We start from the raw sequence: 17,643 nt of genomic DNA, 5'->3' as shown, positions 1-17,643 counted from the left end.
AAAACTTGTCATAACTTACAAGAAACCGATGTATTGTTGTAATAATATTACAAGAATTGGATGAGGCGATGGTAACCTCAAGCGCCCGTTCCGTTTTCATGGGCCCACGACTGCGTCGGCTGCGCCGCGATCTCGGGCTGACCCAGGCGGACATGGCGGCCGATCTCGAAATCTCCGCCCCCTATGTCGCGCTGCTGGAACGCAATCAGCGGCCGGTGACGGCCGACATGCTGCTTCGCCTTGCCCGCACCTACAAGATCGATCTGGCCGATCTAGCCGGCGACGGCGGCGCCGATCACACTGCGCGCATGCAGTCGATCCTGAAAGAGCCGATGTTCGCCGACATCGACATCCCCGCGCTCGAAGTCAGCGACCTCGCGGTCAGTTATCCCGGAATGACCGAAGCGTTCCTGCGCCTCTACACCGCCTATCGCGAAGAACAGCTGGCGCTTGCGGAGCGGAGGGCTCCGGACCTGGCGATCGCGTTACCGGGTCAGGAGACCTTTGACGCCAACGATCCCGTTGCGGAAGTCCGGCGATTCCTCGCCGCACGCCGCAACAATTTTGCTAGTCTCGACGATGCGGCCGAGCGTCTCGTCCACACGCCTGCCGGACCGGCTGGATTCATCGAACGGCTTCGGGAACGTCACAATCTCCAGGTCCGCTATCTGCCGCCGAACGTCATGCTCGGCTCGGTCAGGCGACTGGATCTCCATCGCAGACAATTGCTGCTGGAGGACTCGCTCGATACTGCGGGCCTCAATTTCCAGCTGGCCAAACAACTTGCCTATCTGGAACTGGAAGATGAGATCGGCGCGGCCGTGGAAGCCGGAAAGTTCACGACCAAGAGCGCCGAATTGCTGGCCCGCCGCGCACTCGCGGCCTATGCCGCGGCCGCGCTCATCATGCCGTATTCCGTGTTTGCGAAAGCGGTCGACACGCGCCGTTACGATCTTGAGGCGCTGGCGCGTCAATTCGGCACCAGCTTCGAGCAGACGGCGCACCGCGTCACGACCCTGCAACGGCCGGGTCTCGAGAAGGTCCCGTTCTTCCTGATCCGCGTCGACCCCGCCGGCAACATTTCGAAGCTGCTCGATGGCGCCGGATTCCCGTTTGCGAAGCACGGCGGCGCATGTCCGCTGTGGTCGGTCCACGATATCTTCAAGACGCCGCGCCAGATCGTCACGCAATGGCTGGAATTGCCCGACGGACAGCGGTTCTTTTCGATCGCGCGCACCGTGACCGCCGGCGGCGGCGCGTTCGGCGCCATCCGCGTCGAGCGGGCGATCGCGATCGGCTGTGCCGCCGAGCATGCGGGCCAGTTGATCTATACGCGCGACGGACAGGGGCCGAACGCAGATGAGCCGACGCCGATCGGCGTCGCGTGCCGGGTCTGCCATCGCCCAAGATGTGCAGCGCGGTCGGCGCCGCCGATCGGACGCGAGATTCTGCCCGACGATTTCAGGACATCGAGCGTTCCGTTCGGGTTCTCGGCGGACTGACGCGGTCGATCATCCCTGCGGCCGGTTCTGGTCATACAGCACCCGCACGCGGATCGTGCCGTCAATGGCCTTCAAATCGGCCAGCAGCCCCTCGCCCTCGCCGCCGACAACGTCGGTCTCGAGCACGACATAGCCCACCTCCGGATCGGTCTGCAGATATTGCGCCAGGATGTTGATCCCGTGCCGCGAAACCGCGTCGTTGACCTGACGCATGACGCCCGGAACATTGCGATGAACATGGATGAAACGGGTGCCGGTCGGTCGCGCCGGCAATTGCACCTGCGGAAAATTGACCGCGCCGAAGGTCGACCCAACGTCGGAATAATCGATCAGCTTGCGTGCAACTTCACCGCCGATGCGATCCTGCGCTTCTTCCGTCGAACCGCCGACATGTGGCGTGAGGATGACGTTGGGGAGGCCCTGCAGCGGCGAGACAAAGCGCGCCTCGTTCGACACCGGTTCGACCGGAAACACGTCGACTGCGGCACCGGCCAGCCCGCCCTCACGCAGGACGCTCGCCAGCGCAGCGAGATCGACCACGGTGCCGCGTGAGTTGTTGATCAGATAGGCCTCAGGCTTCATCAGCCGCAACTGGGCTGCGCCAATCATGTTGGCAGTGGCCGGCGTCTCCGGCACATGCAGCGATACGACGTCGCTCGCTGCGAGTAACGCCTCAAGCGTTTCAGCAGGCTCGGTATTGCCATGGCGGAGCTTGTCGGTCTGATCAAAATAGATCACGCGCATACCCATGGCTTCCGCGAGATTCGACAGTTGCGAGCCGATGTTGCCGTAGCCGACGATGCCCAGCGTCTTGCCGCGCACCTCGCGGCTGCCTTCGGCGGACTTGTCCCAGCCTCCGGCATGTGCGGAGACCGAACGCGGAAAGATCCGGCGGAACAGCATGACGATCTCGGCGATGGTCAGTTCCGCCACGCTGCGGGTGTTGGAGTACGGCGCGTTGAATACGGGGATTCCCAGCTTTCGCGCGGCGTCGAGATCGACCTGGTTGGTGCCGACCGAAAAGCAGCCGACAACGAGCAATCGGTCGGCGGCGTCCAGGATTTCCGCGGTCAACTGGGTCCGCGACCGAATTCCCAGCATATGGATACCCGACAGCGCTTGTTTGAGTTCTCCGGGTCCCAGCGCCTTGGGCAGACGTTGCAGTTCGGTATAGCCGTTCGCCTCGAACATCCGGGCCGCGGAGTCATTCACGCCCTCCAGCAGCAGCACGCGTATTTTGGTCTTGGGAAGCGACAACATCATCGAGATCCAGATTCGTAGGGTTCGGACAGGTTCTGCACGAGCGCAGTTTCAACGGATCACGTGATAACACAGAAAACAATCGCGTCAGAAGCCGCCAGCGCGGCCCGCCCCGCGATTCCCGAGGAAGTCCATCGATCCGCGCCCCCAGACGCAGGGCAGGAACCGATTCAGTGGGCATTTGGCCTCTATCTGTCCGATACGGTCCGGCGAGCACGCGTGTTCTGCAGCCGAGAGATTGTGATTTTATTCACCTGTCATTGCGAGGAGCGATAGCGACGAAGCAATCCATGTTTCCGCGCAGGCCGCGCGATGGATTGCGTCGCTCCGCTCGCAATGACGAGAACAGACCCGTCACCCTGAAGTGGAGGCTGTTGAACTGCGCCACGGCAGATCAGGAAATCGCCATCCCTGACGTCTTGTCGAACAAGTGCGTTCGCTCGAGATCGAGCGCGATGTCGATGACATGATCCGGCTCCGCAGCGACGCCGACCTGCATTTGCGCCGTGAACGCAAATGGGCCGACGCTCCCGATCACCAGCGTGTGCGGCCCGAGCGGCTCCACGTCTTTCACAAGCATACGGATGGAAGAGCCAGCCGAAGCGCCTTGCCGCAACACATGATCGGGCCGCACGCCGAGCACCACGGGCTTCCCGACGCTCCCGGCATAGGCGGCCTCACGTGACTTTGGCAATGTCAAAACCGTGCCCGATGGCTCGGTGAAGGTTAGCGCGCCGTCGCGGGCGACGATCTCGCCATCGATAAAGTTCATGCTGGGTGCGCCCATGAAGCCGGCGACGAAGAGGTTGCTGGGCTTCTCATAGATCGTGATCGGATCGGCCGTCTGCTCGATCCGGCCGCGATTCATCACCACGACGCGGTCGGCCATGGTCATCGCTTCGACCTGGTCGTGCGTGACATAGACGATGGTCTTGGCAAGGCGGCGGTGCAGCGCCTTGATCTCGGTCCGCATCTCGATGCGCAGCTTGGCGTCGAGATTGGACAATGGCTCGTCGAACAGAAAGACGTCCGGGCTGCGCACGATGGCACGGCCGATCGCCACGCGCTGGCGCTGTCCGCCGGAAAGCTGCTTGGGCCGGCGCTGCAGGTATTGCTCGAGGTCAAGGACGCGCGCCACGTCGTTGACGGCCTTCTCGATGCCGGCACGCGATTCGCCCCGCACCTTCATGCCGTAGCCGATGTTCTCGCCGACGGTCATATGCGGATAGAGCGCGTAGTTCTGGAATACCATCGCGCAATTGCGCAAGCCCGGGCGCAACTGCGTCACGTCGCGGTTACCGATGCGGATGGTTCCGCTGGTGACGGCCTCCAGCCCCGCGATCATGCGCAGCGTCGTGGTCTTGCCGCAGCCGGACGGGCCGACAAGCACGACAAACTCCTCGTCGGCCACGTTGAGGTCGAGCCCCTCGATGATCTTGTAGGGCCCGTATGCCTTGCTGACGTTCTCGATCTCGACGTGCGCCATGGATTCCTTTTCCGTCCCTTCGTCGACGGCAGGTAAAGTCCCGGATGACGCTCGCGCATCATCCGGGACGTCTTGCCGGAAAGCTAGTTCTTGGGCGGAAGGCCCATCGCCGCGCGATAGGCTGCGAGCTGCTTGGCGCGGCCGAACTCATCGGTCAGTCGATTCCACTCCTTCGCCATCGCGTCGAGGGCCGCCTGCGGCGTGGTCTGGCCGGCCAACGCCTTGCCGAGCTCGATCTCCACGACCTCGGTATAGGAGAAGTAGCCGGGCAGACGCATGTCGAGCGCGACGTTCTTGGCGTTGATGGAGTCCGATTGCGCGCCGAGGTATTGCTTGGCCTCCTCCGGCGTGAAGATCTTGCTCCACAGTTGCAGATTGGCGGTGTGCGATTTGCGATACGGATTGACGCCGCTGCCGCCGGTGATCGCCGCCTGGCCCGACACCTCCGGGCTTGTCAGCGTCTTGACGAAGTCCCACGCAGCCTGCTGGTTCTTGCCGGCCTTCGGCACGGCGATCTGCCAGCCGCCGAATGCCATGAACGGTCCCGGAATGACGCTAGGGAATTTATCCCACTTCCTGGTCTTCGCATTCCAGATCTCGTCCGAACCGGGCAGCATCGCCGAACCGACCTTGCCCGAGATCTTCGACTGCTTCGGATCGGCGGCGATGACGCCGGTGTCGCCCCAGCCGATCGATTCCGCAACCTGGCCGCCGGCCACGGCTGCGTTCACCTCGCCGAACGAGAAGTTCAGCGCATTGGGTGGCCCTAGCTTCGATGCCCGGATGTATTCCTCGAGCCCTTTCACCCAGCCCGGGTTGTTGATCTGCGCGTCCATCGTTTCGGGGTCGAAGAACATCGCACCCGGATAATTCGGATTGTTCGCGTAGGCCGCCGCATGGCTGAAGAAGAACCAGAACTGCTGACCGCCGCGACGGAACGCTTCCGCCGTTCCCCACATGCCCTTGTCGGGCCGCTGGAAGAACTCCGCAATGTCGAGATACTGCTTCCACGTCGTCGGCGGCGCGAGGTCGTAGCCGTACTTGGCCTTGAAGGCGTCCTTCTCCTTGGGATCGCTGAACAGATCGGTGCGGTACGTATAGGTGTGGACGTCGCCGTCCATCGATTGCGAGTAGATCTTGCCTTCCCACACCATCAGCCGTTCGCGATAGGCCGGCTCGATATCGTCCCATTCCTTGCCGGACTGCATCTCCTTCGGCATCTCGCTGAGATAAGGCACGAAATCCGGCAGCCAGGCCGGCGCAAAGCTGACGAGGTCGAATGTCGCGTCCGACGCCGTGAGCGACGTCGCGATCTTCGGATAGAGCTCGGACCACGGAAACTCGACGACATTGACCTTGCCGCAGGTCTTCTTGGCCCATTCGTCGGCGCCGAGCTTGAGCGCGGACGCGATATACGGTCCGGTCTGCGACGCCACCGTCAGGGTGACGCCGGTGTAGTCCGGGCTGCAAGCAGCATTCGCCTGGCTTGCGGCCCAGGCCATCGCGAGCGAGGTGGTCAACATCAGAAACGTCCGTCGCAGCATCGTCTAGTCCTCCCTACAAGGTTTTTGCTATTTTATGGCCCCGATCAGCAGGCCCGACCGCATCATCCGGCTCAGCAGGCCCGCCATGATCATCATGGGAACGATCGCGACGAGCGCCGCAGCCGATATCGCCCACCATTCGTCGCCGCGCTGGCTGTTCTGTCCCGCCACCAGAATGGGCAGCGTCTGCCATCTGGAATTGGTCAGGAACAGCGCGAACAGAAACTCGTTCCAGACGAAGGCCAGCGTGATCATGAAGGTCGCCAGCAGCCCATTCATCGACATCGGCACCACGATGCCGAAGAAGATGCGCCAGCTCGGCACGTTATCGACCATCGCCGCCTCCTCGACCTCGATCGGCACGGCTTCGAAGAAGTCGCGCATCAGCCAGACGACGATCGGCAGCGAAAAGGCGACGTAGCACAGCGTCAGGCCGACGAAGCTGTCGATGAGCTGGAAACCCAATCGGCCGATCTCGCTGTAGAGCAGGTACAGCGCAAAGGCCGTGACGATCGGCGGGAACATGCGCTGGCTGACGAACCAGAACAGGATGTCTTCATTGCCGAGAATCGGCCCGGGCAACGGCAGGCGATTGGCGGCGACGGCAACGATCAGCGCGATCGGAAAGGCGAGCAACAAGGCCTGCGGTCGCGTAAACCCGAACGTCGCGTCGAAAAGCAGGTAGCCGCCGAGCGCGAGCAGGAAGAACACCAGGCCCGCACCAAGGCGTACCTTGAATTCGAACCGCACCAGCGCATAAGCCGCCATCGCGCCGATCGCCGTGGCGATCGCCGCCGCCGACAGGCCTACGATGGTCGAGTTGAGGAATGTCCTGAAGAACTCGCCGCGGATCCCCCGATAGAGATCGATGAAGGGCTGCAAGGTGGGCGTGAAGTCGATGAACGGCAGATAGGTCGGTCCGCCGACCACGCCCGGCGGCGTCTTGAAGGCCGTCACGACCACCCAATAGAGCGGAAATACCGTGATCAGGCACCAGGCGAGGACGCCGACCGCGACCAGGCGGCGGCTCCATGGCAACAGTCCCGTCAAGCCCTGCCCGCTCATCGGCGCTTCTCCAGATGAGGCTTTAGCAGTGTCAGATAGGTAACGCCGATGATCGTGATCGCGATCAGGAACAGGAAGCTGAGCGCCGATGTGTAGCCAAGATTGAACTTCTTGAAGCCTTCCTGATAGGCGAACAATGTCAGCGTCTCGGTGTCCACGCCCGGCCCGCCGCCCGTCATCACAAAGACCGTGTCCATGATCTTGTAGCTCTCGATCAGGCGGATGAAGACGACCGCGGCCGAGATCGGCAGCAGCATCGGAAAGGTGATCCCCCAGAACTGCTGCCAGGCGCTGGCATTCTCGAGCTCGGCTGCCTCGTAGACGTCTTCGGGAAGCGTTTGCAGGCCGGCCAGCATCATCAGGATGACGAACGGGGTCCACTGCCAGACCTCGACAGCGATGATGCAGGCGAGCGCCCAATGTCCGTTGGTGAGGAACGGCAGGTTGACCAGGCCGAACGTCGACAGGAACTGGTTGAGCGGTCCCATGGTCGGGTTGAAGATCATGCGCGCCACGAGTGCAACCGCCACCGGCGCCAGCAGCATGGGCAGCAGCAAGGCGACGCGAAACAGCCGTTCGCCCGGCACCCGCGCGTTCAGCGCCAGCGCGACGCCGAAACCGATCGCGTATTGCAACCCAACGGCGATGAAGGCAATCAGCGTCGTCGTGAAGATCGCATTCCAGAACCGCGGCTCCTGCAACAGCGTGGCATAGTTGCCGAGCCAGACGACCCGCGGCGGGATCGGAGGAATCAGGCGATAGCTCAGGAAGCTCGTGGTGAGCGAATAGATCAGCGGAAAGATCGAGATCGCCAGCACGACAAGCACCGCCGGCCAGATGAAGACATGCTTGATCGGATCATTCCGCATCATCGCAGCATCATCCCTTCAGCAGCGCTTCGATCTCCGCGCGACGCGGCATCGCGGGCGCCGTCCCCGGCCGGGTCACCGAGATTCCCGCCGTGGCCGAACCGAAGCGCGCTGCCTCGAGCGGATCGCCGCCGTCCGCGAGCGCCGCCGCGAAGCCGCCGACGAAGGCATCGCCCGCGCCGGTGGTTTCGACCACCCTGCCGGCCGCGAACGGCGGCACGTGCAGCGAACGGTCCCGCCCATGGAACAGCGCGCCGCGCTCGCCGAGCGTGATCAACGCCGTCCCGGCGCCCTTGGCCAGCAACGCATCGCCGGCGCGGCGGGCGCCGGCGAGATCACTCACCGCGATGCCGGTCAATCCTTCAGCCTCGGTCTCGTTGGGAACGACATAATCGCAGAGCGCAAACAGGCTGCTGTCGAACTTGATCGCCGGCGCCGGATTGAACACCGTGATGCTGCCGGCCGCGCGCGCGATCTCGAGCCCTCTGAGCGCCGCATCGACCGGCTGCTCGAGCTGCGTCACGAACACGCGGCTGTCGCGAATGGCGTCCGCCACCGCGTCGACATCGGCCGGGCTGATACCGCCCGCCGCGCCCGGCACCACGATGATGGCGTTATCGCCGCGCGTCTCGTGGACGTAGATGAACGCCGCGCCGGTCGGCGCGTCCGCCGTCCTGGCCACGCACGGCCGGATTCCTTCGGCCTCCCAGGTCCTGATCGCAAGCTCGCCGAAGGCGTCACTACCGATCCGGGAGATGAAGCTCACGCTGGCGCCGGCCCGCGCAGCCGCGACAGCCTGGTTGGATCCTTTGCCGCCGGGCCCCATCGCGAATCCCGATCCTGCGATCGTCTCGCCGATCGCCGGCATGGTGCCGGCGCGGAACGCCAGGTCGACGACGAAGACGCCGAGAACGGCGACGCCATTCTTGCTCATGTCGTTACTCCCCGTCCGGCGCGATGACGCCCTTGCTGAACAGGAAGCAGCCGTAGAAGCGCCGCTCGCCCGTCGCGATCACGCAATAGGCCGTCTTGGCTTTCTCATAGAACGCATGGCGCTCGACGCCGACGAGCGGCCAGGATCGTCCCTCGGCGCGATCGATCGCGGCCTGCACTTCGCGCTGCACGGGAGGCACTTGCTGGGCCTGGCCGACGATCTCCATCCGGATCGCGGCATCGTCGACAAATGTATCGAGCGGCATCACCGAGAGAACAGCCTCGACCGCCTTGGCGGCGCTCACATTGTCGATGCGAAGCAGCCTGCCAAGCACGCTCTGGCGGGCGATCGAGTCGGCCGGAAAATTGGTATCGCACACCACCAGGCGGTCACCGTGCCCCATCGCCCGCAGGGCATAGAGCACGTCGGCATTGAGCAGTGGATCGATGCCCTTGAGCATGTTGCGTCCCTCCCTTGTTCTTCAAAATCGCCGAACTCTGATGGTCCGGACCCTCAATCGTTATCACCGCAAGGTGACGTCGCTCGAGCCGTTTCCGTTCCGATTGAATCGGAACGGGGCTCTCGATTCTTGTTTTGACGCGTTTTCGAGTGAACCGGTACCCACTTCGCCCGAAAACGCTCTAGTCACCATACGGAATCCAGATGTTCTTCACTTGCACGGCATGGCGTAGCAGGATCGGGCCCTCGCTCGCGGCCTTGTCGTACCAATCGAGCGCGAGGCCATGATCGACCAGCGTACGCTTGAGATTGCCGATCGAGTGCCGTTCGGCCGCCACTGAGGCGTCCTGCGATCCGAACGCCCAGAGCGCGTCGACATCGTCATGCTCGGCAAGAACCTTGACCAGCTCGCCGCTGTCGCCGGTGACGATGTTGACCACGCCGCCCGGCACGTCCGACGTCTCGAGCACCTGGTAGAAATCGGTCGCGGCCAGCGGATGGCGCTCGCTCGGCACGGCGACGACCCGGTTGCCCATCGCAACCAGCGGCGCCACCAAGCTGATGAAGGCGAGCAGCGGCGCCTCGTCGGGACAGGCGACACCGACCACGCCGATCGGCTCATGCATCGCGAGCGCCACGCCGCGCAGCGGCGGCGCATGGATTGTTCCCTCGAATTTGTCGGCCCAGGCGCCATAGCTGAACAGCCGCTCGATGCTCGCATCGACTTCCGTGCGCGCCTTCGCGCTCGCCACGCCGGTCATGTCGGCGATGCGCCGGGCGAACTCGTCGCCGCGCGCGGAAAGATTCTCGGCAAGGTAGTAGAGGATCTGGGCGCGATTATGCGCCGTCGCCCGCGCCCACGCCTCGGCGGAGCGCGCCGCGGCCACCGCATTGCGGATATCCTTGCGATTGCCCTCGCCTGCCTCGCCCAGGCGCCGGCCCTTCGGCGAGAGCACCGCGCGCGAATAGTTGCCGTCCGGACGGACCTGCTTGCCGCCGACGAACAGCTTGGCCGTTCGATCGATCGGCGGCACGTCGAAGCCGGCGCTGGCGCCGGACACCGTCGGCAGCAGCGATGCCTTGGCCCGGGCCTTGCGCCCGCTCCAGGCCTTCGGCTTGAGATATTCATACATGCCTTCACGGCCGCCCTCGCGGCCGAAGCCGGACTCGCGATAGCCGCCGAAACCGACGCTGGCGTCGAACAGATTGGTGGCATTGACCCAGACCACGCCGGCCAAGAGTTTCGGCGCGATGTCCAGCGCCAGCCCGATCGTCTCGCTCCACACGCTGGCGGCAAGGCCGTAGCGCGTGTTGTTGGCGAGCATCACGGCCTCGTCCGGCGTGCGGAACGTCATCGCCACCAGGACCGGGCCGAAAATCTCTTCGGTCGCAACCGTCGAGGACGGATGCACGTTCCAGAGCAGGGTCGGCGGATAGAAACATCCTTCCGTCGGCATCGCACTGGGCGCCTGATATTTCTCGGCGCCCTCCTTCACCCCGGTTTCGACCAGCGACCTGATCCGCTCGAGTTGCACCGGCGCGACCACCGCGCCCATGTCGATCGCCTTGTCGAGTGGCATGCCGACGCGAAGCGTCTCCATGCGGCGGATCAGACGCCTGCGGAAGGTCTCAGCAATTCCCTCCTGCAAAAGCAGCCGCGAACCGGCGCAGCACACCTGGCCCTGGTTGAACCAGATCGCATCGACCACGCCTTCCACCGCGCCATCGATATCGGCATCGTCGAACACGATGAACGGCGACTTGCCGCCGAGCTCCAGCGTCAGCGATTTTCCAGTCCCTGCAGTCGATTGACGGATCAGGCGCCCGACCTCGGTCGACCCTGTGAAGGCGATCTTGTCGACGCCGGGACTTTCGACCAGCAAAGCGCCGGTCGCGCCATCGCCGGTCACGACGTTCAGCACGCCCGGCGGGAGACCGGCCTCGGCCGAAAGTTCGGCGAACAGCAGCGCCGTGAGCGAGGTGAATTCCGCGGGCTTCAGCACCACCGTATTGCCTGCGGCCAGCGCGGGCGCGATCTTCCAGGCCAGCATCAGCAGCGGGAAATTCCACGGGATGATCTGCCCGATCACGCCAATCGGCACCTGATCGGCGAATTCGCACTCCTGCAACTGCGCCCAGCCGGCGTGATAGATGAAGTGGCGCGCCGCGAGCGGCACGTCGAGATCGCGGGTTTCCCGGATCGGCTTGCCGTTGTCGATCGCCTCCAGCACGGCGAACAGCCGGGCGTGACGCTGCAGCATGCGTGCCAATGCGTAGAGATGACGCGCGCGGCCATGGCCGCCAAGCTTTGCCCATGCTGCCTGCGCGGTGCGCGCGGCGTTGACTGCCGCCTCGACATCGGCAGCAGCGCCCTGCGCGATGCGCGCCAGCGTCTTGCCCGTGGCAGGCTCAATCGTGGTGAGGTGTTTGCCTGCATGAGGCGCCGTGAACTTGCCGGCGATGAAATGCCCGAACGTGGCGCCATGCCGCGCCAGCCAGGCGCGTGCCTCGCCGTCCGCCTCGGGCGCGGGGCCATACTCCATGGTCTCGAAATAATTTGCGACGCTCATCGCTGGAGTCTCATCCCACGGGGTGGCGGTTGAAAGCCGAGTAGTGGCCGGTCACGTGATGCTCGAGCTGCCGCTCGATATCGGCGAGCAGGCTGGAGGCGCCGATGCGGAATAGGTCCGGCTCGAGCCAGTCGCGTCCCAGCTCCTCTTTCATCAGGAACTGGTAGTTGAGCACGTCCTTTGCCGTCGAGATTCCGCCGGCCGGCTTGAAGCCGATCTTGTAGCCGGTGCGCTCCTGATAGACGCGGATCATCCGCAGCATCGCGAGCGTCACCGGCAGCGTCGCGTTGACGCCTTCCTTGCCGGTAGAGGTCTTGATGAAGTCGGCGCCGGCCATCATGCAGACCATCGATGCCTTTGCGACATTGCGCAGCGTCTTGAGGTCACCCGTGGCCAGGATCGTCTTCAGATGGGCGTTGCCGCAGGCGGCGCGGAAATCCCGGACCTCGGCGTAAAGGGCCCGCCAATCGCGCGTCAGCACATGCTCACGCGTGATGACGATGTCGATCTCCTGCGCGCCGTCACGTACCGATGCCTCGATCTCCTTCAGCTTCAGATCGTGCGGCACGAGACCTGCGGGAAATCCGGTCGAGACCGCAGCAACCGTGATGCCGGATCCATCAAGCGCTTCGACGGCGGTCGCGACGAACCGATGGTAGACACAGACCGCACCAGTATGCAGCTTGCGCGCGGCGAAACCGAGCTTATCGAGCACATCGCCGCGCACGGGCGCTTTGGCCTTGGCGCAGAGGCGCTTCACCCGTTCGGTCGTGTCGTCGCCGTTGAGCGTCGTCAGGTCGATGCAAGTGATTGCCTTGAGAAGCCACGCCGCCTGCGCGTCCTTCTTGACTGTCCGCCGGCCCGGCAGGCTCGCGACACGCCGTTCGGCAGCTGACAGATTGATCCTGATTTCGTCGACCCAATCCATCTCGAGCGCGCGGCCATTGTTGCGCGGGACCGGATGCGCATGCTCTCCGCCGGGCGGCTGCGCGGCGAATGCGGACGGATTCTGTATGAGGATGCTCTGCGTCATGGAGGCGCCGTGCGGTCCTAGCGAATCGACGAGATCGCCAGGTAGACTGAATGTGTCGATCGCAACATGTGATCCTCCCCTGACCTTGCCGCTGGGCTTGCCGGCTGCCAGGGAATACCATCGTCCCCAACGCTCGGATCAGCCCGTCGGCCGGATGTTACTATTGTAACAAATCGACGTTGATAAAATCACAACATTGTAAGATCATTGTCAATCGTATAAGCAATCTCGGCGACCAAAATGGCTGAAATTCCGAACGCACGACCAAGCGAGACGCGCGTCCAGCGCCTGCAGAGGCTGCGCCGCGCCGTCGAATCGGGCGGCACGCTGCATCTGAAGGACGCCGCCGAGCTTCTCAAGGTTTCCGAAATGACGGTCCGGCGCGATCTCGCCGGGCCGGACGCCGCGCTCGCCCTGCTTGGCGGCTACGTCGTCAATGCGGCGTCGCCGACAGGGATCAAGTACACGTTCGAACAGGAGATCGATCAGCACACCCAGGACAAGCGCCTCGCCTGCCGATCCGCTGCCTCCCTGATCCAGGCGGATGATACGATCTTCGTCGATTGCGGCACGACGATGCAGTCGCTGGCGGACTGCCTGCCCGAGAACCTGCCGCTGTCGGTGATCTGCTACTCGATGAACGTGGCGTCGATCGTGACGCACCGACCCGGCACGCAGGTGATGCTGATGGGCGGGCTGTATCATCCGTCGTCGCAGTCCTTTGCGTCGGACGACGGCCTGTCCTATCTGCGGCGGCTCGGGATCAACAAGGCCTTCATCTCCGCCGGCGGCGTGCACTGGACCCGCGGTGCGAGCTGCTCGAATTTTCACGAGGTAGCCGTCAAGCGGGCCGTGATCGAGACCGCGATGGAGAGTATCCTGGTGGTCGATGCGAGCAAGCTCGGCAGCCTCAAATCGGCATTCTTCTCCGATATCGGCGCGTTCTCGCGCATCATCGTTGGCGGCGCGGCGTCATCGGACATGCGCAAGCACTTCCGCAGCCTTCCCGTGGAGTATGTGACCAGCGCAACCTGATCCGAGCGGGGGCTGGCACACCCGGATCAGGCTGCTCACGATGCGCGGGCTCGCGGGACCACGCATCGAACTCCTGCTGCTCAGTTGCAGGTAGGTTTCGCCTTGCTGCAGGCGTCGGTCAGTTCCGGCGGCGGCTCCTTCTTGAACACCGTCTTGTAGGATTCCAGCACGTTCGACTGCGTCACCGGCAGCGACTGCACACCGATCCAGCCGGGCGTTTCCTTGCCGAGCAGCGCGTTCATCATGGCCATCGCTTCCGCGACGCCCTGGTCATAGGGGCGCTGCGACCCGGTCGCCTTCAAGGGCCCGCCCTTGGCGATCTCGATCGCCGATTGCAGTCCGAGGTCGACGGTCGTGACCGGAATGTCGATGCCCTGAGCGCGCATCGAGCTCAGCGTATCAAGCGCTGGCTGATCCCAGACCGCGAACAGGCCCTTGATGTCCGGATTGCCGGTAAGGAAGTCACCTGCGATCTGCGACACCTTCGGCGGGTCGGTGAAGTCGACCTGCTTCATCTTGATGTCGGGACGGTTCTTCTGCATCCACTCGCGGACACCCTTGGTGCGCTCGTTGGTGCTGAAATAATCGACACCGAAATTGACGAGACCGATGGTGGCGCCCTGCGCGACGCAGGAGGCCAGGATCTGTGCCGCGATCTGGCCATTGCCCTGACTGTCCGCCGATATCATCGAGGCATATTCCTCCGGATGCTTGAGGCCGGTCGGGATGCTGTCCATCAGCACCAGCTTGATGCCGGCCTTGGCAATCTTCTTGTAGGTCGGCGCGGTCGCCGTGAAATCGACCGGGATCGAGATGATGCCGTCCGGATGCTGCTGGATAGTGTTCTCGATATCGGCGATCTGCTTGTCGACCTGATATTCGGCGGACGCGACGCCCGTCACCGTCACGCCGTACTTCTTCAGCGTATCGGTGATGCCCTGGATCTGGAGCTGCGCCCAGTCGAGGTTGACCGTCTGCATGGAAATGCCGACCTTGAAGTGCTTGTCCTTGATCTTCGCTGCGTCGGCGTCCGACAGTGCGAGCACCTCGGGCGAAGCGGCCTTCTCGCCGTGGGGTCCCTGACCGACGATTGATTTCGGTCCAAGGGTCGCGAGATCGACGCCCTTGACGCAAGTTGCAGGCACTTCGGCGCGAGCCGAGGGGGCGATCGAAATGGCCGTTGCCGCGATCAGCGCGGTCAGCGGCAGGGTTTGTCGCAGAATTGGCTTCATTGTTTCCTCCCGTTTTGGTCGCCGATTGACCGGAGGCCGACGACCTTGCCCCTACCTTTCAACGCAGTGCGCTCTAGCGTTTCGTGAAGGCGACCGCGGCCACGATGATCGCCCCCTTGATGACGAGCTGCAGCGGCGAGCTGACGCCGAGCAGCACGAGGCCGTTGTTGAGCGTGCCGATGATGAGGCTGCCGAACAGCGTTCCCAGGATGTAGCCGCGCCCGCCGAACAGGCTGCAACCACCGAGAATCACGGCGGCGATGACGTCGAGCTCCATCCCCTGCACGACGTCGGGCCGCGCGGCATGTGAGCGCGCGGACAGCACCAGCGCTGCAAGCCCGGCCAGCGCGCCGGTCAGCAAAAAGGCCGCGGTCGTCACCCATTTGGTGTTGATGCCGGAATAGAGCGCCGCGGTCGGATTGCCACCGACCGCATAGATGCGACGGCCGAACACATTGTAGTGCAGCAGCAGGATGCCGACGATCATCGCCACCAGCGTCCAGACGATCGGAACCGGTATGCCCAAAAGCGTGCCTTCGCCGAATATCGCGAAATAGGTCTCGTTGGTGATGATCACCGGCTTGGTATTGGTGACCATCATCGCCAGCCCCCGCGCCATGCTCAGCGAGCCGAGCGTCACAAGGAACGATGGGATCGAAAGCTGCGTGGTCAGGACGCCGTTGAGCAGCCCGACCAGCGCGCCGGTCCCGAGCCCGGCGACCGCGCCGACGATCCAGCTGTTGTTGATCTGGCTCATGGCGAGCGCCGCGGCCATGCCCGACAGCGCCAATGTCGATGCGACCGACAGATCGATCTGACGCGCGATGATCACGAAGGTCATGCCGACCGCGATGATCGAGACCAGCGTCGTCTGGCGTCCGATATTCAGGAAATTGTCGACCGACAGGAACCAGGGCGAAGAGAGGCTGAACACGACCAGCAGCACCACGAAGGCGATGTACAGCATGTAGGGCCGCTCGCCCCGCAGCAGATTCTGCAGCAGCTTGCGGCGACGATCGGATCGGGTCGACGAGGCGACGACATTGGGCGCGGCCAGTTCGGTCATGCGGGCAGCTCTTGCAATATGCCTTGTCCGGAAGCCTGGTACATCTGCAGAAGATGATGGAGCTCTTCGGCATCATTGATCTCCCCGCGCACCAGCGTTCGCGCCACGTGTCCATCGACGATCACGGAGATGCGGTCGCAGAGCTCGATCAGTTCGACGAGATCCGACGAGACGACCAGCACGCCAGTGCCGTCGCGCGCGGCATTCCGGATCAAGCCGTAGATTTCCTCGCGTGCACCCACGTCGACGCCAACCGTCGGTTCGTCCAGCAGCAGCACGCGCGGCCGCGGATCATTCCATTTTCCGAACACGACCTTCTGCTGGTTGCCGCCGGACAATGTCCTGACCAGGCTGGAGGCGCCTTGTGCCTTCACCGAAAGCCTCGCGACCGCGGCTTCCGCACGCCTCGTGGCGGCGCGCTGCTGCATGAAGCCCCAGCGCGAGAAGTGCGGAATCCGCGGCAAGGTGATGTTGCGTTCGATCGAATGATCCAGGACCAGGCCCTGCACGTGCCGGTCTTCCGGCACCAGCGCGACGCCATGGTCGATCGCATCCGCCGCGCTCTTCGGCAGCCATGGCCGGCCCTCGATCTCGAACGTGCCGCTCTCGACCGGTCGAAGTCCGAAGATCGTCTCCAGAATCTCCGTGCGTCCGCTCCCGATCAATCCGGCAAGGCCGTGGATATCACCCTTCATCACCGAGACATCGACGGCGGACAGCCGGTCGTTGGACACGCCTGACAGCGACAGAACCGGCGACGGATTGGCCGAGCTCGTTGCCGCAGGCTCGACGCGCGACGCCGTGGGCGCCGATCGATCGGTTCCGATGATGGCGTTCACCAGCCGTTTCATGTCGGTATCGGCAGTGACGAACGTGCCGGCGTTGGCGCCGTCGCGGAGCACCGTGACGCGCTGCGAGATCTCGAAGACCTCGTTGAGCCGATGGGTCACATAGATGACGCCAACGCCGCGGCGCGTCGCCTTGCCGATCGCGTCGAACAGGATGCGGACCTCATCCGATGTCAGCGAGGAAGTCGGCTCGTCGAGGATCAATAGCCGCACCTCGCCCATCAACGCCTTGGCGATCTCCGTCATCTGGCGGTATGCGAACGGCAGCGAGCCGACCGTCGCTCTCGTATCCAGGGGAATGCCGAGCCCACTCAGGAACGCCTCGGCCTTGGTCATCAGTTCGCGCTTCCGGACAAAGCCGAACCGCGCACGCGGCTCGCGACCGAGCAACAGATTGTCGGCGACACTCAGGGATTCGACGAGACTGAGGTCCTGATAGACGACAGCGATCCCAGCCTCGCGCGACCTTGCCGGACTATCGAACGTCACCGGCTTGCCGGCGATTTCGATTGTGCCGGTGTCGGGTGCATGAACGCCACTGAGGATCTTGATCAGCGTGGATTTGCCGGCCCCGTTCTCGCCCAGCAGCGCGTGTACCTCGCCGGGGCGAACCTCGAGGTTGACGTTGCGCAACGCTCGTACGCCGCCAAAGCGCTTGTCGATGCCGCCGACCATCAGAAGCGACGACGGCCGAGGCTCTGCCGCGATCGAACCGGACAACTCCAAATTTTCCTCCCGTC

14 protein-coding genes are annotated in these 17,643 nt (G+C 63.8%); 2 read left to right on the top strand and 12 right to left on the bottom strand.

What is annotated here, in order from left to right:
• The first annotated feature begins 68 nt into the window (after positions 1 to 68).
• Positions 69 to 1,502 (top strand): helix-turn-helix domain-containing protein, encoded by a 1,434-nt coding sequence (locus ABIB78_RS23440; RefSeq protein WP_429028961.1) that lies wholly within the window; start codon positions 69 to 71, stop codon positions 1,500 to 1,502.
• A gap of 9 nt (positions 1,503 to 1,511) precedes the next feature.
• Here the strand turns inward: ABIB78_RS23440 and serA are convergent, their stop codons facing one another.
• The 9 genes from serA to deoC all read right to left on the bottom strand — a co-directional run bounded on the left by serA (position 1,512) and on the right by deoC (position 12,722).
• A complete protein-coding gene (gene serA / locus ABIB78_RS23435) occupies positions 1,512 to 2,765 on the bottom strand; it encodes a phosphoglycerate dehydrogenase (RefSeq protein ID WP_429028960.1) in 1,254 nt (417 codons plus the stop codon).
• Between the two features lie 391 nt (positions 2,766 to 3,156).
• Complete coding sequence (locus ABIB78_RS23430; RefSeq protein ID WP_429028959.1) at positions 3,157 to 4,248, bottom strand: ABC transporter ATP-binding protein; 1,092 nt, start codon at positions 4,246 to 4,248, stop codon at positions 3,157 to 3,159.
• An 83-nt stretch (positions 4,249 to 4,331) separates the two neighbouring features.
• The gene (locus ABIB78_RS23425) at positions 4,332 to 5,771 is read right to left on the bottom strand and encodes an extracellular solute-binding protein (protein WP_429029093.1); all 1,440 of its coding nucleotides are present in this window, start codon (positions 5,769 to 5,771) and stop codon (positions 4,332 to 4,334) included.
• Between the two features lie 48 nt (positions 5,772 to 5,819).
• Positions 5,820 to 6,857 carry a carbohydrate ABC transporter permease gene (locus tag ABIB78_RS23420; RefSeq protein WP_429028958.1) on the bottom strand — a complete coding sequence of 346 codons (1,038 nt, stop codon included), beginning with the start codon at positions 6,855 to 6,857 and terminating at the stop codon, positions 5,820 to 5,822.
• Positions 6,854 to 7,729 carry a carbohydrate ABC transporter permease gene (locus tag ABIB78_RS23415; protein ID WP_429028957.1) on the bottom strand — a complete coding sequence of 292 codons (876 nt, stop codon included), beginning with the start codon at positions 7,727 to 7,729 and terminating at the stop codon, positions 6,854 to 6,856. Before ABIB78_RS23415 ends, ABIB78_RS23420 begins: the two co-directional genes overlap by 4 nt.
• Before the next feature lie 7 nt (positions 7,730 to 7,736).
• Positions 7,737 to 8,660 carry a ribokinase gene (gene rbsK / locus ABIB78_RS23410; protein WP_429028956.1) on the bottom strand — a complete coding sequence of 308 codons (924 nt, stop codon included), beginning with the start codon at positions 8,658 to 8,660 and terminating at the stop codon, positions 7,737 to 7,739.
• Between the two features lie 4 nt (positions 8,661 to 8,664).
• Positions 8,665 to 9,120, bottom strand: a complete 456-nt coding sequence (locus ABIB78_RS23405; RefSeq protein WP_429028955.1) for an RbsD/FucU family protein — start codon at positions 9,118 to 9,120, stop codon at positions 8,665 to 8,667.
• Positions 9,121 to 9,301: 181 nt separating this feature from the next.
• Positions 9,302 to 11,689, bottom strand: coding sequence for an aldehyde dehydrogenase family protein (locus ABIB78_RS23400; protein ID WP_429028954.1), 2,388 nt, complete (start codon positions 11,687 to 11,689; stop codon positions 9,302 to 9,304).
• 10 nt (positions 11,690 to 11,699) lie between these two features.
• Positions 11,700 to 12,722 (bottom strand): deoxyribose-phosphate aldolase, encoded by a 1,023-nt coding sequence (gene deoC, locus ABIB78_RS23395; RefSeq protein ID WP_429028953.1) that lies wholly within the window; start codon positions 12,720 to 12,722, stop codon positions 11,700 to 11,702.
• A 240-nt stretch (positions 12,723 to 12,962) separates the two neighbouring features.
• On the opposite strand from deoC, the gene ABIB78_RS23390 reads away from it, so the two are divergent.
• Positions 12,963 to 13,757, top strand: a complete 795-nt coding sequence (locus ABIB78_RS23390; protein ID WP_429028952.1) for a DeoR/GlpR family DNA-binding transcription regulator — start codon at positions 12,963 to 12,965, stop codon at positions 13,755 to 13,757.
• Between the two features lie 80 nt (positions 13,758 to 13,837).
• Here ABIB78_RS23390 and ABIB78_RS23385 read toward each other — a convergent pair whose 3' ends face one another.
• The 3 genes from ABIB78_RS23385 to ABIB78_RS23375 all read right to left on the bottom strand — a co-directional run bounded on the left by ABIB78_RS23385 (position 13,838) and on the right by ABIB78_RS23375 (position 17,623).
• Complete coding sequence (locus tag ABIB78_RS23385; RefSeq protein WP_429028951.1) at positions 13,838 to 14,989, bottom strand: substrate-binding domain-containing protein; 1,152 nt, start codon at positions 14,987 to 14,989, stop codon at positions 13,838 to 13,840.
• A gap of 73 nt (positions 14,990 to 15,062) precedes the next feature.
• The gene (locus ABIB78_RS23380) at positions 15,063 to 16,055 is read right to left on the bottom strand and encodes an ABC transporter permease (protein ID WP_429028950.1); all 993 of its coding nucleotides are present in this window, start codon (positions 16,053 to 16,055) and stop codon (positions 15,063 to 15,065) included.
• Positions 16,052 to 17,623: a sugar ABC transporter ATP-binding protein gene (locus ABIB78_RS23375; RefSeq protein WP_429028949.1), complete on the bottom strand. Its 1,572-nt coding sequence runs from the start codon at positions 17,621 to 17,623 to the stop codon at positions 16,052 to 16,054. Before ABIB78_RS23375 ends, ABIB78_RS23380 begins: the two co-directional genes overlap by 4 nt.
• Between the last annotated feature and the right edge of the window lie 20 nt (positions 17,624 to 17,643).

It is taken from the genome of Bradyrhizobium sp. I1.14.4, assembly GCF_050435825.1.
Classification (GTDB): domain Bacteria; phylum Pseudomonadota; class Alphaproteobacteria; order Rhizobiales; family Xanthobacteraceae; genus Bradyrhizobium.
The sequence above is the reverse complement of the archived record's forward strand: the minus strand, read 5'-3'. Positions and strand labels throughout refer to the sequence as shown.